General features: G+C 36.2%; 12 protein-coding genes, 1 pseudogene and 1 riboswitch. Of the genes and pseudogenes, 8 read left to right on the plus strand and 5 right to left on the minus strand.

The features are described 5' to 3' along the window. Positions 1–7: 7 nt before the first annotated feature. Positions 8–805, plus strand: a complete 798-nt coding sequence (locus tag AXY_RS03075) for an RDD family protein (protein WP_015009325.1) — start codon at positions 8–10, stop codon at positions 803–805. A gap of 132 nt (positions 806–937) precedes the next feature. On the opposite strand, the gene AXY_RS03080 is transcribed toward AXY_RS03075, so the two are convergent. Together AXY_RS03080 and AXY_RS03085 are read right to left on the minus strand one after the other, a co-directional pair. Continuing rightward, a complete protein-coding gene (locus tag AXY_RS03080) occupies positions 938–2,299 on the minus strand; it encodes a PFL family protein (protein ID WP_015009326.1) in 1,362 nt (453 codons plus the stop codon). A 12-nt stretch (positions 2,300–2,311) separates the two neighbouring features. Continuing rightward, the gene (locus AXY_RS03085; protein ID WP_015009327.1) at positions 2,312–2,584 is read right to left on the minus strand and encodes an ACT domain-containing protein; all 273 of its coding nucleotides are present in this window, start codon (positions 2,582–2,584) and stop codon (positions 2,312–2,314) included. Positions 2,585–2,674: 90 nt separating this feature from the next. Beyond that, positions 2,675–2,750: riboswitch (glycine riboswitch) on the minus strand. A 325-nt stretch (positions 2,751–3,075) separates the two neighbouring features. Between AXY_RS03085 and gndA the strand changes: the two genes are divergently transcribed. Both gndA and AXY_RS03095 read left to right on the plus strand, forming a co-directional pair. Next, positions 3,076–4,494 (plus strand): NADP-dependent phosphogluconate dehydrogenase, encoded by a 1,419-nt coding sequence (gene gndA / locus AXY_RS03090; protein WP_015009328.1) that lies wholly within the window; start codon positions 3,076–3,078, stop codon positions 4,492–4,494. 202 nt (positions 4,495–4,696) lie between these two features. After that, positions 4,697–5,656, plus strand: coding sequence for a zinc-binding dehydrogenase (locus tag AXY_RS03095; RefSeq protein WP_015009329.1), 960 nt, complete (start codon positions 4,697–4,699; stop codon positions 5,654–5,656). A gap of 599 nt (positions 5,657–6,255) precedes the next feature. On the opposite strand, the gene zwf is transcribed toward AXY_RS03095, so the two are convergent. Further along, a complete protein-coding gene (zwf, locus tag AXY_RS03100) occupies positions 6,256–7,728 on the minus strand; it encodes a glucose-6-phosphate dehydrogenase (protein ID WP_015009330.1) in 1,473 nt (490 codons plus the stop codon). A 203-nt stretch (positions 7,729–7,931) separates the two neighbouring features. On the opposite strand from zwf, the gene AXY_RS03105 reads away from it, so the two are divergent. The 3 genes from AXY_RS03105 (at position 7,932) to AXY_RS03115 (ending at position 9,504) form a co-directional block, all read left to right on the plus strand. Beyond that, positions 7,932–8,696, plus strand: coding sequence for a TIGR01457 family HAD-type hydrolase (locus tag AXY_RS03105; protein WP_015009331.1), 765 nt, complete (start codon positions 7,932–7,934; stop codon positions 8,694–8,696). A 33-nt stretch (positions 8,697–8,729) separates the two neighbouring features. Further along, positions 8,730–8,954 (plus strand): YdbC family protein, encoded by a 225-nt coding sequence (locus AXY_RS03110; RefSeq protein ID WP_015009332.1) that lies wholly within the window; start codon positions 8,730–8,732, stop codon positions 8,952–8,954. Between the two features lie 64 nt (positions 8,955–9,018). Continuing rightward, a complete protein-coding gene (locus AXY_RS03115) occupies positions 9,019–9,504 on the plus strand; it encodes a PTS sugar transporter subunit IIA (RefSeq protein WP_015009333.1) in 486 nt (161 codons plus the stop codon). 42 nt (positions 9,505–9,546) lie between these two features. Here the strand turns inward: AXY_RS03115 and mreBH are convergent, their stop codons facing one another. Next, a complete protein-coding gene (gene mreBH, locus AXY_RS03120) occupies positions 9,547–10,551 on the minus strand; it encodes a rod-share determining protein MreBH (RefSeq protein ID WP_015009334.1) in 1,005 nt (334 codons plus the stop codon). Between the two features lie 375 nt (positions 10,552–10,926). Next, positions 10,927–12,192: pseudogene (locus AXY_RS03125) on the minus strand (ISLre2 family transposase); the annotation flags it as partial. A 337-nt stretch (positions 12,193–12,529) separates the two neighbouring features. On the opposite strand from AXY_RS03125, the gene AXY_RS03130 reads away from it, so the two are divergent. Both AXY_RS03130 and AXY_RS03135 read left to right on the plus strand, forming a co-directional pair. Next, positions 12,530–13,249: a lysophospholipid acyltransferase family protein gene (locus tag AXY_RS03130; protein ID WP_015009336.1), complete on the plus strand. Its 720-nt coding sequence runs from the start codon at positions 12,530–12,532 to the stop codon at positions 13,247–13,249. Positions 13,250–13,285: 36 nt separating this feature from the next. Continuing rightward, positions 13,286–15,454, plus strand: coding sequence for a sensor domain-containing protein (locus AXY_RS03135; RefSeq protein ID WP_015009337.1), 2,169 nt, complete (start codon positions 13,286–13,288; stop codon positions 15,452–15,454). Positions 15,455–15,662: the final 208 nt, after the last annotated feature.

The raw sequence follows: 15,662 nt of genomic DNA on the forward strand, positions 1-15,662 counted from the left end.
TTAAAATATGTTAGAACAATCTGAAATTAAAACACCCGAGCATGTAACAATTAGATATAGTTATGCTGGTTTAGGTAGCCGTGCTGCTGCTTTTATGATTGACCAGTTTATTATTGTGCTCGTTTATCTCGTGCTTTTTTTCAGTCTCGTATTTATTTTTGAATCACATTTTTTTGCCATTAATGAAGACCAACTTTTTCTGTTTATTTTAGCTGGTGCCTTACTACTTGTTTTTCTAATTGAGTGGAGTTATTTCATTTTGTTTGAGTTTTTCTGGAGAGGAAAAACACCAGGCAAGAAGATTATCGGTATTCGTGTAATCAAGGATAATGGTCATCGACTTACTTTACTGTCAAGTATTATCCGTAATTTAATGCGTATAATTGATAACTTACCAACAAGCTATTTAACTGGAATCTTACTGATTCTCTTTCATTCTGAGAATAAACGTCTTGGTGATTTAACGGCGGGAACGATTGTCGTTCATGATCGTGAACGTAGTAGAAAAATTAAGAGAAACGACCCAATTGGTAAAGTATTAAGGTTAAATAATTGGACGATCAATGATTATTCATTTGATCCATTTCTCCTTGGGCAATTGCAAGAAAAAGATTATCAGCTAGTTGAGACGTATTGCAAGCGATACGCTACGTTACCTGATTACGAAAGAGATCACTTGACGCGGAAGGTAGCTGAAATTATTTTACCGAAGCTAGGCATAGATACAGCAATTGCTCAAACGAGGGTTGTTGAACAAATTTTATTTGTCTTGTATTTGAATTTGAGGGAAGAGTGGAGTTATTAAGTTAGAAGCAGCTTTATAAAAAGTTTTATTGTGGTTATGATAACGCTAGCTGGGATATATCTGATCGTGCGATTAATAAGAAAAAAGAATGTTAGATATTACGTTAACATTCTTTTTCCTATTTTTATCGTTTTAATTTATTAATGATTGTAGTGGTGCGGGGATTCTTCCGCCACGCTTGATCATTTTTGCTGAGCTAAATGGCTTAACACCAATGATAGGCGCACGCCCAAGCAATCCGCCAAATTCGACAATTTCCCCTTCTTCTTTGCCGATCACTGGAATGACTCGTACTGCTGTCGTTTTCTTATTAATCATTCCAATTGCTGCCTCATCAGCGATAATACCAGCGATTGTTTCTGGTGTTGCATCTCCAGATAGTGCAATCATATCTAGTCCAACCGAACAAACACAGGTCATTGCCTCAAGCTTATCTAAAGTGAGTGAACCTTTTTCAATTCCACGAATCATTCCATTATCTTCACTAACAGGAATAAACGCCCCACTAAGTCCACCAACGTAAGAACTTGCCATTGCGCCACCTTTTTTAACTGCATCATTCATTAATGCAAGTGCCGCAATTGTCCCATGTGTACCAACACTTTCTAGTCCAATTTCCTCTAATATTTCGGCAACACTATCATTTGTTGCATTTGTAGGAGCAAGTGATAGGTCCATAATCCCGAATGGAACATTTAATCTTTCGGCAACGACACGGCCTAACAATTCACCAGCTCTTGTGATTTTGAAGGCTGTTTTCTTAATCACATCAGCCACTTCACCTAAATCTGCATTTGGGTAGCGTTTTAACGCATTAAGAACAACTCCTGGTCCACTGACACCTACACTTAAAACAGCCTCACCTTCACCACTTCCGTGAAAAGCTCCAGCCATAAATGGATTATCTTCAACTGGATTACAGAAGGCAACAAATTTAGCACAGCCGATACTTTGGTTATCCTTAGTTAACTCAGCGGTTTCTTTTATAATTTCACCTAGCTTACCGACTGCATCCATATTTATTCCTGCTCGTGTAGAGCCGATTGAAACAGAGCTACACACTCGGTCAGTAGAAGCAAGTGCCTCAGGAATTGCATTTAAAAGCGTTACATCGCTATTTGTCATCCCTTTATGAACAAGCGCTGAGAAACCTCCAATAAAATCAACATCCGTATCTTTAGCAGCTTTGTCTAAAACTTGTGCCAGCTCAACCGCCTGTTCAACGGTTGCATCACCTAATATTTCAGCAATTGGTGTAATTGATACACGTTTATTAATTATCGGAATTCCGTATTCTTTAGCTACTTGTTCAGCAGTAGTTTTAAGATTACCTGCGTAATCAACGATTTTATCATAGACTTTCTTTTTTAATATATCAAAATTACTATCTGCACAATTGCGTAAACTGATCCCCATAGTTACAGTTCTAATATCTAGACTTTCTAACTCCACCATGCGGATTGTTTCTTGAATTTCACTGTAAGCGATTGTCACTCAAATTCCCCCTTAAATCCGATGCATTGCTTTAAAAACATCCTCAAGCTGAATGCTTATACTCAGACTCATCTCTTTTTCAACTCGTTCAAATTCTTCTAACAGTTCTTCTAATCGACCTTGATCACTTATATCCACAATCATCATCATCGTAAAATAGTCTTGTAAAATCGTTTGACTAATATCATGGATATTCATGTTATAATTAGCTAAAACACCAGTTACGCGGGCGATAATCCCTACTTGATCCTTTCCAACTACAGTTACAACAGCACGTTTTTGCATCCTCATCACCTCATTTTATTTTTTCTATAAAAAAAAAGACTGGAGTTTTTTCTCCAATCTCAGTGTTAACAATAAAATCAGTTTGTGATTTTGTTGTCTTCTGTCCTTCTACCTGAGATTGTGAATCCTTCGGTGTCGCCTAAGCGAGCTCTCCAGAAGCTGCTCCGATTATAGTGTTACCCATAATTTTCATCGCATCTTTAAAGTTATTATAAAAATCCTAACAGTATTTAGATGAATCGTCAATAAGATATTAACACAAAAACAGATTATTGATAGAATATTCACAATTTATCAATTGATTCGTAAGTGCATTGTCGTCACAATATTAATCAGAAATGATTGAATTTTACAAATATTCGGTTGCATCCTGCGCCAATCTATTATAAGTTATCTTTATAGGTTTTTTATCAGTTTGGAAAAGTTGCGATTTTACCTTTTTCAAAGTATGATGAAACGAGAATTCTATTGAAAAAAAGGAGTTACTAAATATGACGAAGCAACAATTTGGTGTAATTGGATTAGCAGTTATGGGTAAAAACCTCGCCTTAAATGTTGAGAGCAGAGGATATTCTGTTGCAGTTTATAACAGAACATATCAACGTACTGAAGATTTTATGAATAATGAGGCTAAAGGCAAGAATTTTGTCGGGGCAAAAACAATTGAAGAGTTTGTTGATGCTTTAGAGAAGCCGAGAAAAATAATGTTAATGGTTCAAGCGGGAGCAGCAACAGATGCGACTATTGAAACATTAAAACCATTATTAGATGATGGTGATATTTTAATTGATGGTGGAAATACATTCTACCGTGATACGATTCGACGAAACAAAGACCTAGATGAATCTGGAATTCACTTTATTGGTACAGGTGTCTCGGGTGGTGAAGAAGGAGCATTAACAGGTCCATCGATTATGCCTGGTGGACAACCAGATGCTTACAAGCATGTTGCTCCTATTTTCGAAGCAATCTCAGCAAAAGTAGACGGTGATCCATGTGTATCATATATTGGACCGAATGGTGCTGGCCATTATGTGAAGATGGTGCATAACGGCATTGAGTATGGCGATATGCAGTTAATTAGTGAAGCTTACTTTATGTTAAAACATATTCTAGGTTTGTCTGCTAATGAATTGCATCAAGTTTTTGCTGAGTGGAACAAAGGCGAATTAGACAGTTACTTGATTGAAATTACTGCAGATATCTTCACTAAAGTTGATGATGAAACTGGTAAGCCAATGGTTGACGTAATTCTTGATAAAGCAGGTCAAAAGGGTACAGGTAAATGGACAAGTCAGAGTGCTTTAGATCTCGGTGTGCCACTTCCTGTTGTAACTGAATCAGTTTTTGCACGCTTTATTTCAGCATTGAAAGATGAACGTGTGAAAGCAAGTGAAGTATTAAGCGGTCCTTCTGCTCAAGATACACCATATGATGGCGATAAAGATGAACTGATTGAAGCCATTCGCCAGGCGCTATATATGAGTAAGATTACTTCATATGCACAAGGATTTGCTCAAATGAGAGCAGCTTCTGAGGAGTATGATTGGAACTTAGATTACGGTGCAATTGCTATGATTTGGCGTGGTGGCTGTATCATCCGTGCACAATTTTTACAAAAAATCAAAGAAGCTTATGATCGCAATCCACAAATTGCGAACCTTATGCTTGATGAGTACTTTAAAGAAATTGTTGAAAAGTATCAAACATCATTACGTAAAGTATTATCAATTGCGATGGAGCGTGGTATTCCAGTTCCAGGCTTTGCAAGTGCCTTAGCATATTACGATAGCTATCGTACAGCAACATTACCAGCTAATTTAATTCAAGCACAACGCGATTACTTTGGTGCTCACACATATGAGCGAATGGATAAAGAAGGAACATTCCACACAGAGTGGTTAGACTAAAATATGAAGCACGACTCACTTATTGGGTCGTGTTTTTTTATTACGAAAAAGCGATTATTGGCATCACTATCTATTAATCTACATGTATCTAACTATACCAATACAAGTTTTTCATTAAAATTTGTAAAATATACTCGAAAATTCTTTGTGAATGTGTTAACATAAGAGTGTAATAGAAATATAAATAAAGGGAGAGAAAGACATGAAAGGTTGGTTATTTACAAAAACGGGAGTAGCTCCTAAATTAATTGAAAAAGAAGATCCAAAACCAGCAAAAGATGAAGTGGTATTAGATGTAAAAGCAGCTGGATTATGTCACTCAGATGTTGGAGCACTTGAAGAAGAATCATGGATGGAAATTATTACTGCAGCTCCATTGATTTTTGGTCACGAAGCAGCAGGAGTTGTCAGTGAATTAGGTGAAGGAGTAACTGATTTTGAAATTGGCGATCGTGTTGGTGTTGCTCCAATTAACCCTGTAACTAAAGAAACAATTGGTTATCAAAGAGATGGTGGTTACGCAACTAAATTAGTTGTACCTGCTAACCAATTGATTAGAATTCCTGATGGCGTTTCTTTCGTAGAAGGAGCAGCTGCAACAGATGCTGGTATGACTTCTCACCGTGCTTTATTTGGAGTTGGACAAGCTAAAAAAGGTGATAAAGTTGGAATTGTAGGTATTGGTGGATTAGGACAATTCGCATTGCAAATGGCATTAGCAACAGGTTGTGAAGTTTACGCAGCTGATATTGCTGAGCATGCACGTGATTTTGCAGAAAAATCTGGTGCACACGGCGTAGCGAAAGATATCGCAGAATTCGCTGATAAAGAATTAGACGTAATTGTTGACTTCGCCGGATTTAAAGAGTCATTTAAGTCATGTCTTAAAGCAAGTGCATTCCATGGAACTGTTGTTTTAGCTGGAATGGGTAACACTACTCTTGATTTAAATGTAAACGATGTCATCCTAAAAGAGTTAACAATTAAAGGAAGTAACGGTGGTAATGCTGATGATATTGCTAGCGTTTATGAGTTCTTCAAAAAAGGAAGCCTAAAACCGCAAATCACAACAATTCCATTTGAAGATATCGGAAAAGGATTAGAAAAACTTAAAAACGGTGAAGTTTCTGGCCGCCTAGTTGCCGAAATTAACCCTGATTGATTTTGACTTAACTATACAACTAGTCTTTACATTAGAAAACACGATATAAAGCAATTTATATCGTGTTTTTTTATGGTTTGAAATAATCCAATGCATTATTTTTTTGTAACAGATGAACTTGAGTGCATTTTTGAAAAGTTGAGTGCATTTCCCTGAACTTGAGTATATTTTAGAAAAGTTGAGTGTATTTCCGGGAACTTGAGTGCATTTTAGAAAAGTTGAGTGTATTTCCGGGAACTTGTGTGTATTTCCGCAAACTTGTGTGTATTTCCGGGAACTTGTGTGTATTTTCGAAAACTTGTGTGCATTTTCGCGAACTTGTGTGTATTTTCGAAAACTTGTGTGTATTCTCGAAAACTTGTGTGTATTTTCGAAAACTTGTGTGTATTTTCGAAAACTTGTGTGTATTTTCGTAAACTTGTGTGTATTTCCGAAAACTTGTGTGTATTTCCGAAAACTTGAGTACATTTCGCAAAACTTGAGTGCATTTTCACAAACCTGAATGTATCACTCAAATACCCGAATAAATTTCCCCCAAAAAAAATCTACCAAACAAAAAAGGAGCTTGGATATTGAATCAAGCTCCTTTGTCGGTTTACTTATTGGACGTTCCACCAGTGGAATCCGTCTTTTTCTAATAATTCATCAGCGGCTCGGGGACCGTTTGTGCCAGATGCGTAATTTGGAAAGTCTGCTGGTTCCTTTTCCCAAACATCTGTGATTCGATCGATGAATTTCCATGATAATGATACTTCATCTGAGTGAACGAAGCTAGTAGAATCTCCGTTTAAACAATCGTTTAACAAGACTTCGTATGCTTCTAGATCTTCTGTTCCTTCATCTTTTTTATTGTAATGCATTGTGATCGGTGTGCTTACTGTATCATAGTCTGTTTTCTTTGCATTAAGGTGAAGAGTGATCCCTTCATCTGGTTGAATGCGAATAACCAGTAGATTCGGATCAATCGTATCGCCTTTTTCCTTGTAAAGATTAATTGGTAAATCTTTAAATTGAATAACAATTTCAGTTGACTTTTTCTTCATGCGTTTACCAGTTCGAATGTAAAAAGGTACGCCAGCCCATCTGAAGTTATCAATCATTAATTTTGCGGCAACAAATGTTTCAGTATTTGAATTTGATTCTACACCGCTACTATCTCGATAAGCATCAACAGGTTTACCATCAATTTCACCAGCATCATACTGTCCGCGGACGAAGTATTTATTCACATCTGCTGGCTCCATTTGTCTTAAGCTACGTAAAACTTTTGTTTTCTCATAACGTACTTCATCTGGATTTAGTTTTGCAGGTGGCTCCATTGCGACAAGTGATACCATTTGTAGCATATGATTTTGAACCATGTCACGAAGCGCTCCGTTAGCATCATAATACTTTCCACGTTCCTCTACACCAAGCACTTCACTTGACGTAATTTGGACGTTAGAAATATATTGATTGTTCCAAAGAGGCTCGAACAACGCATTAGCAAAACGAACAATTTCAATGTTCTGTACCATTTGTTTTCCTAAATAGTGATCAATTCGATAAATTTGATCCTCAGCAAAAGCTTGCCCAATTTGTTCGTTTAATTGTTCGGCTGTAGCTTGATTATGTCCAAAAGGTTTTTCAATAATTAATCGAGTAAAACCAGGATTGTTTGTTAAGCCTTCTGACTTTAAGTTAGCTGCAATGGGTCCAAAGAAATTTGGTGCCATTGCCATGTAAAAGATGCGATTACCTTCTGTTTGATGTTTTTGATCGAGCTGATTAATAAAGTCATCCAATTTTTTATATTCCGGTAAGTTCTGTGCATCAAAAGGATTGTAATAAAAATGAGATGCAAATTCATCATGATCAATTGCATCATTTTTAAATTCCTCAATCGATTTTTTTATATTATTGCGAAAGTCGTCATTTGTAAGTGGGCGCCTAGCCACACCGACAACAGCAAACTGTTCGGAAAGTTTCTTATTTCGGTATAAGCGATATAACGATGGATACAATTTTCGATTAGCAAGGTCCCCGGTTGCTCCGAAAATAACGAAGATTGCTTTAGGCATTTTTTGTGTCATTGATTCGTCTTACCTCTCTTTAATATATAATTTAAAAAGAATATGTTATCATTTCCTATAGATAACATATCACTTTCACTTCTGTTAATAAATAATTATACACTTTTGACGAGAAAAAAATCAGTCCAATCTTAATTATGTACTATATTATCATGTTTTCAGAAAATAACAAATAGTTTTAATATTTAATTGGGGGCAATAAAATGAAGCAATATAAAGGCTATTTAATCGACCTAGATGGAACGATGTATAATGGAACTGAGAAAATCCAAGAAGCAGTCGATTTTGTTAATCAACTGCATCAACGAGGAGAACGGTATATATTCCTTACAAATAACTCCACAAAACATCCACGTGACGTTGCAAAAGTTTTAAACGAGATGGGTGTTCCAGCTGAAGAAGAACACGTATTTACGACAAGTATGGCTACAGCAAGCTATATCGCAGCTGAAAATCCTAATGCGAAGGTTTTTCCAATTGGTGAGGTTGGGTTAATTGAAGCATTAAAAGCAGCAAACTTAACAATTAGTGATACAGAGATAGACTATGTTGTAATGGGACTTGACCGAAATATTACTTATGAAAAGTTAACAGTAGGGGCACTAGCAATTCGTAAAGGTGCAAAATTTGTTGCGACAAATGGCGATGTTGCATTGCCATCTGAGCGAGGCTTCTTACCTGGTGCGGGATCATTGATTTCTGTTTTATCAGTTACAACCGGTGTAAAACCGAAATTTATTGGTAAACCAGAATCGATTATTGTTGACCAAGCATTAGCTGTTCTAGGTACTAGTAAAGAGGAAACGTTAATGATCGGAGATAATTACGCCACAGACATTCTGGCAGGTATCAACGCAGGAATCGATTCGCTCCTAGTGTTCACTGGTGTAACAAAGCAAAAAGACTTAACAACAGTAAAAGTACAACCGACATACACAATTGATTCATTAAAAAATTGGGCACAGTAAAGATAAAAATTATTAAAGAAAGCAGGGTAATTGATGACAAAAGTGAATTATGAAATTGTAAAACATATTGGTGTGTTATCAGAATCAAAAACTGGTTGGACAAAAGAGATTAATCTAGTTTCTTGGAATAATCGTGATCCAAAATATGATATAAGAGACTGGGCGCCTGAGCATGAAAAAATGGGTAAAGGCATAACTTTATCAAAAGAGGAAGTACAAATTTTAATTGATATATTGAATGAGAATAAGCCTGAATAGTGCTTATCGGTATTAGATAGAGGGTATAAATTAGTATATCTAAAATTGGGGAGGCAGATGATTTATGTTTAAAAATTTATTTAAAAAGACTAAAAAAGTAACCGAAGAAGTTGTATATGCACCTGTTAATGGGGAAATTGTTGATATTACAGATGCACCAGACCCAACATTTGCGGAAAAATTACTTGGTGACGGGATTGCAATTGAGCCATCAGATGGAGAATTTGTATCACCGGTTAATGGCGAGATTATTAATATTTTTCCGACAAAGCACGCAATTGGGATTTTATCAGAGGCAGACGTCGAATATTTAATCCATATTGGTATTGATACAGTATCGCTAGATGGCGAAGGCTTTACTGCACACATCAAGCAAGGTGATAAGGTTAAAGTAGGAGATCCGTTAGTATCAGTCGATTTAGGTTTTGTTGCAAGTAAAGCTAAAACTATTACTCCGATGGTTATCACAAACGAAGTGCGTTCAATTGATAAAGAGTTAAATCAACAAGTATCAAAGGGTGAAACAAAAATACTTACAGTTCACCTATAAAAAAATCGTTCCCTACGTTAAAGTAGTGGAACGATTTTCTTTTTAGTTTAATCTCTTAAATTTGCTTAATTGTTTAATCGATTCAGCTGTTCCGATTGCAATAGCGTTTAATGGGTCTTCTGCTACTCTTACTGGTACAGATAATTCTTCTCTTAACCATTCTTCCATTCCACGGAGTAGTGCGCCACCACCAGCTAATGTAATACCGTACTCAACAATATCACCGCTTAACTCAGGTGGAGAATTTTCTAGCGTTTCATGGATTGTGCTTGCAATGCTCTCAAGTGACTCTCTAATTGCATCTTGGACCTCAGTTGAAGTGACAGTAATTTCTTTTGGTAGACCTGACACAAGATCACGTCCACTTACATTAATCGAAAGCGGCTCATGATCAACTAATGCATAGCCGATCTCTTTTTTAATTCGTTCAGCTGTTTGGTAACCAATTAACACGTTATTTTTTTGACGGACATAATGGACGATTTCTTCATCCATTTTATCACCAGCGGTACGAATTGAACGTGATGTAACGATACCACCATAGGAAATAATCGCTACTTCACTAGTTCCTCCACCAATATCAACAATTACACTACTAATCGGTTCGCTAATTGGTAAACCTGCACCGATCGCTGCGGCAATCGGTTCATCAATTAAGTGAACTTCTTTAACTCCAAAGCTTTTGACGGCATTTTCAATTGCTCTTTTCTCAACAGCTGTACTACCTGAAGGAGAACAAACAATAACGACCGGCTTTTTCAAAGTACGTCCAATTTTACGGCTTGCTTTTTTCAAAATTGCCTTTAGCATTTGTGCGGCAATATCATAATCAGCAATTACACCTTCTCTTAATGGACGAATTGATGCGATATTTTTTGGGGTTTTTCCTACCATGTCTTTTGCCTCATGACCAATAGCGATTATGTCATTAGTCTTAGTATCAACGGCAACAACCGATGGTTCATTAAATACAATCCCTTTTTGTTTTGAATAAACTAAAATATTAGCTGTACCTAAATCAATGCCAATTGCTGTGTGCTTAAACATACATTATTCCTCCAGTATAAACTCTAAGTTGTAAATTCTATACTAAACCTTCACTTGAAAAATCCTAAAATCAGTCATGTGAAAATCATATATATAGCTGATTGTGAAGATCTGAATAAACAACCGTTAAAAAGTATATTCCCTAGATTCACAATCAATATCATTTATTTTTAAAATAATATCATTTGAATGGTTGTAAACTTTTTAAATATCACAATTTTGTAATGTGTGATATTATATCATGATTAACTAGAAAAGAGCAAAAGTAAAAAGTACTACGTTTGAGTCAAGTATTTGTAGGCAATTTTTTCTACGTTAATAATGAAAGCGGATTCATCATTTTAAGGTGACCCCTTGATAAAGTTTTTGCCTTTTTTAAAAACCAGATAACTCCTTTAACACGTTGTATATCGGAATATTTGCCTTTCCTTTTAGGTACATAAGATTGTCTCTGGTAACCTGACCAATGGTTCTTTTAACCTTTTCTTTATAATGTCTTGGTGGTTTCTTTTCCAGCTCGATTTCTGTCCATTTATCTATTCGCCCGAATAAAGTCTTTAGGGACAAATTATCCAAGAAGGCCACTAATGCAGTGCCCATGGCACTTACACCTTTATCCGACCAACTACGGCCATTTTTTAGTCTTTTGGCAAACACACTCATGGTTCCCTCTGCGCTTCCCATTGGACGCATACCAGTTGTATCAATTCCCTGTTCTTTTAACCATATTCTATAATCTCCCAATGCTTCTGGATATTTTTCTAATTGGCGGATAAACGACACAAGTCGTTCCTCCTTCTCCTCATCCTCAAGCGTTCCTACGGCACTGTTAAGCTCTGTTAAGAACGTTTTGTATTTGTATGCCGCAAGGGCTTTACGAATGGACCGATAACGAGGATGCTTACTGAATATACTCTTAACCTCTCGTGCCACATGAAAGCGATCAAGAGAAAAGAATACACGACCTTTAAAATACTCACGACAGGATGTAATCCAGTTGGCACCATCTCCATTTATAACCAGCTTGTGAAAAGTCGGGTCATATTCGAAGTTTTCAATTAGAAAGTCCTCAAAAGCCTCCCAAAAGGGTTGCTTTCCTTTGTGAATAAAATGACGTTTGTTCTTAAGGCTAACCCGTTTTCCATTGACTTCCCATCCTTGATGGACAGCTGCTATTTTCTCTTCTTTTCCCTTTTTCCATTTACCTTGGCGTTTTACAAATAAACCATCTACTTCTACAAATAAGACGGGTTGGAGTATAGGTTCACGCTTTTTAGGTTTACACGTAACCTCTAATAGGTGTTGACGAATTGCCTCATGACTGATAACCCGGTAACCTAATAGAGTTTGTAATGTATTAGCTGCATTTCGATAGGAGCGACCCTTAACAGCTAGCTCAATGGCAGCTTCCTCAATCAATGGACTAAAAGAACCGGCCTCCTCAAACTCTAGATAACGATCAAGAAGATAGACATATTCCCCAGTTGATCGGTCAAGGTAATAATTGCGATATAATTCAATCTCACCAAAGAGACTAGCTATATTAAACTTTCTTTTATCAATAAGACGATAGCGCTTTTTATCACGTTCATCGGCAATCTGTTGGTCCATATCCTCCAAGACCTGTTTCATAACGAAACCAAAGGTTTCTTGTAATTATCTCCAAACCAATTGCTCAATTTGTTTTAAATTTGGGTATTTTATGATATTCTTTTCCATGAGGGATTCTCCTTTCGGTAATGGTGTTTTAGTCGACTATCATTTTACCAAGGAGTGTCCCTTTTTTCATGACTTTTGCTTTGTTTCCTACCGCGCTATCGCTTGCTGGCCCCTTCACTTAGTGAAGGGGTTAATATATTTTTGCGCCCACAATAATTTTACTCATACAAGTACTACACAATATTGATTAGACATCTCGCTTATTGACGAATAATCGTATATAATGTAAGAAATGCAGTTAGAAGTAAGAGGTGATTTTATGAAAACTTTCATGATTTACTTACAAGCCCTAATTATGATTATTGGCAGCCTACCTAAATTAAGACAGGTAAAGAAGCTACCTAATACCCCCTATCCTGAAAAAGTGCAGCAAGTGTTTAAAACTCCTGCTCAAATTTCCAAAAAAGTCATTAGTAAAACTAAATCAACAGTTACAGTTACAGGTTTAGAGCGTATACCTGATGGGCCTGTTCTTTTCGTAGCTAATCACCAAGGCTTGTTCGACATCTTACTCTTACTTGGTTACCTAGATAAACCAGTTGGTTTTATTGCGAAAAAGGAAATTGAAAAATTCCCGATCATCAATAGCTGGATGAAAGAATTGAAATGTGTCTTTATCGACCGCTCAAATCGTAGGGCAGCGCTACAAGTGATTGATGATGGAATTAATAGTTTGAAATCTGGACAATCAATGGTGATTTTCCCAGAAGGTACTAGGGGAAATGGTCGTGAAATTGAAACCTTTAAGCCAGGTAGTTTACGATTAGGCACACGTGCAGAAGTGCCAATTGTTCCATTAGCTATTGATGGTACATATGATGTTTTTGAAAAAAATAATAAACGATTTAAACCATCTAATATTACTTTAACCGTTGCTGATCCAATTTATCCAGCGGAATATAAAGAAATGAAACATAATCAATTAGCGGCTAAACTTGAACAAGTTATAACTGAAATTGTGACTACGAATAGCAATTAATGTACTTCAACATAGATATTGTAGAAAGGTGACGTCATGGTGCTAAAACGGATCGGAAACATTGATATAGATAACAAAATAAAGAAAATGATAGAAACCATTGAGCATCAACCAACGACTGAATTAGCCAAGGAGATAAAGGAAGAATTTGATCAATACATTGAAACACATTCCAATATACCCGATCAGTTAGTTGAACAAGTAAGCCTTGTTTTTAAGATGCTAGTCATGGACGACGAAGGTTATATTACATATATTGATGATCAATTTTGTCAAATCCTCGGTTATCAAAAAGAAGAATTATTAGAACATCATTATCGTATTTTACACGCGGCTGTACATAAACCAAATTTTTATCAAACAATGTGGGACACAATTAGAACGGGTGAAACTTGGACAGGAGATATTTGCACCCAATCAAAAACAGGTGAAGTTTTCTGGTATCGTACTCACATTTTACCAAGCTTAAGTGATGGAGAAAGAAAACCAACTTACATAGTTCTTCGTACTGATATTAGTGATGTTAAGTATATTGATAAACAGCTTGTTGAATCAATCGAAGGGGATTATCGGAGACTGTTTAGTCAGTTAATGAATTTGACATTTAGAGTACAACAGCATAAAGAGTTAAATCAATATCGCTTTCGTCTATTTGAAGGCAAGCTTGCTCAAAAAATTATAGCTATGACTGAACATTTAAATCCCGATTTTATTGAGGATGTTTTTTTCAATGATGATTCGATTGAAATCATGTCCTATTTTGAACAAGCATTTCTTGGCAATGAGGTTGTTTTTAAGCATCACATTGAACAATTAACACTATATACGATGTTAGCTCCTATATATGAAAATGGTGAAGTTATTGAAGTGGTCGGTTCATCTGTTGATATTACTTCTTTAGAACGTGCAGAGGCGCAGGTTGAGCAGTTAGCTAACTATGATTCATTAACAAAATTACCGAATCGAAGAAAATTTAGAGAAGATTTAAAGAGTGCAGTTAAGCATGGAGAAGAGCATCCTTTTGCTGTCTTATATTGTGACATTGATCGCCTTAAGCATATTAACGATACACTAGGTGAAGCAATTGGAGATCAAGTGATTGATATTATCTCTAAGCGGATTAAATCTGTCGTCGACCAAACGGGTTCTGTCTATCGTTATGGTGGAGATGAGTTCTGTTTAATTATTCGACTACCGATTCAAATGGTAAAAGAGAAATCTGAACAAATGCTTTCGGAGATTAAACAACCGATTTCAATTCAAGGCCATGAATTTTTTGTGACATCTTCAATTGGTGTTAGTTACTATGGTATTGATGCATGGGATGAGGATGAATTAATCAATCACGCTAGCATTGCTGTCCATTATTGCAAAATGAACGGTCGAAATAGTAAATTATTCTACACAAAAAAAATGGATGAGGCTTATCAAGAGACAATTCTATTAGAATCTGATATTCGAAAGGCATTGAAGTATGACGAATTTAATCTTCATTATCAACCGAAAATTAACGTTATTACTGGTGAGGTAACAGGACTAGAAGCGCTAATTCGTTGGAATCATCCGAAGAAAGGCCCGATATCACCGGCAACATTTATCCCAATCGCAGAAGAAATGGGAGTTATCACGCAAATTGGCGAGTGGGTCATTCGAGAAGCCTGTCAACAACATTATACTTGGGTAAATCAAGGATTTGATCCAATCCGAATTGCGGTCAATGTCTCTGCAATCGAATTACAGCGACCTGATTTTGCAAAAAAAGTTGCACAAATCATTGAAGAAACAAAAATGGATCCAAACTATTTAGAAATAGAAATTACTGAAAATAGTGTTATGGAAAATACAGAGGATTGTATTGAGACAATGAATACACTACGTCAAATGGGGATCTCCTTTTCGATCGATGATTTTGGCACGGGCTACTCATCTTTTGGTTATTTAAAGAAATTCCCAATTAATTACTTAAAGATTGATCAGTCATTTATAAGAAGTGTATTAACTGAACAAAGTAGTGCAGAAATTGTCAAAGCAATGATCCAACTAGCTCATACCTTTGGCTTAAAGGTAGTTGCTGAAGGTGTTGAGGATAGAGAAGTACTTCACTTGCTACAAGCTAATCGATGCGATTACTATCAAGGTTATTACTTTAGTAAACCTGTACCAGCAAGTGATTTAGAATCAGTGATCATGGGTAAAATGGCATAAACCTATTCAAAAGGTCTAATCCGGTCAAGCATTCGGGTTAGATCTTTTGGTTGTACATTATAGAATGTTGGTGAGTTTGAAAACTTACTAACGTTATTTTTTATTTTAAGTATATTTAATTTTATAACTCACGTAATAAACCGCAGTAAACCAAACCTCCACGTTCCCGCGAAAAGCGAGTGTATTTCACCTGCGGTGAACAAGTTGT

Source organism: Amphibacillus xylanus NBRC 15112 (assembly GCF_000307165.1).
Classification (GTDB): Bacteria; Bacillota; Bacilli; order Bacillales; family Amphibacillaceae; genus Amphibacillus; species Amphibacillus xylanus.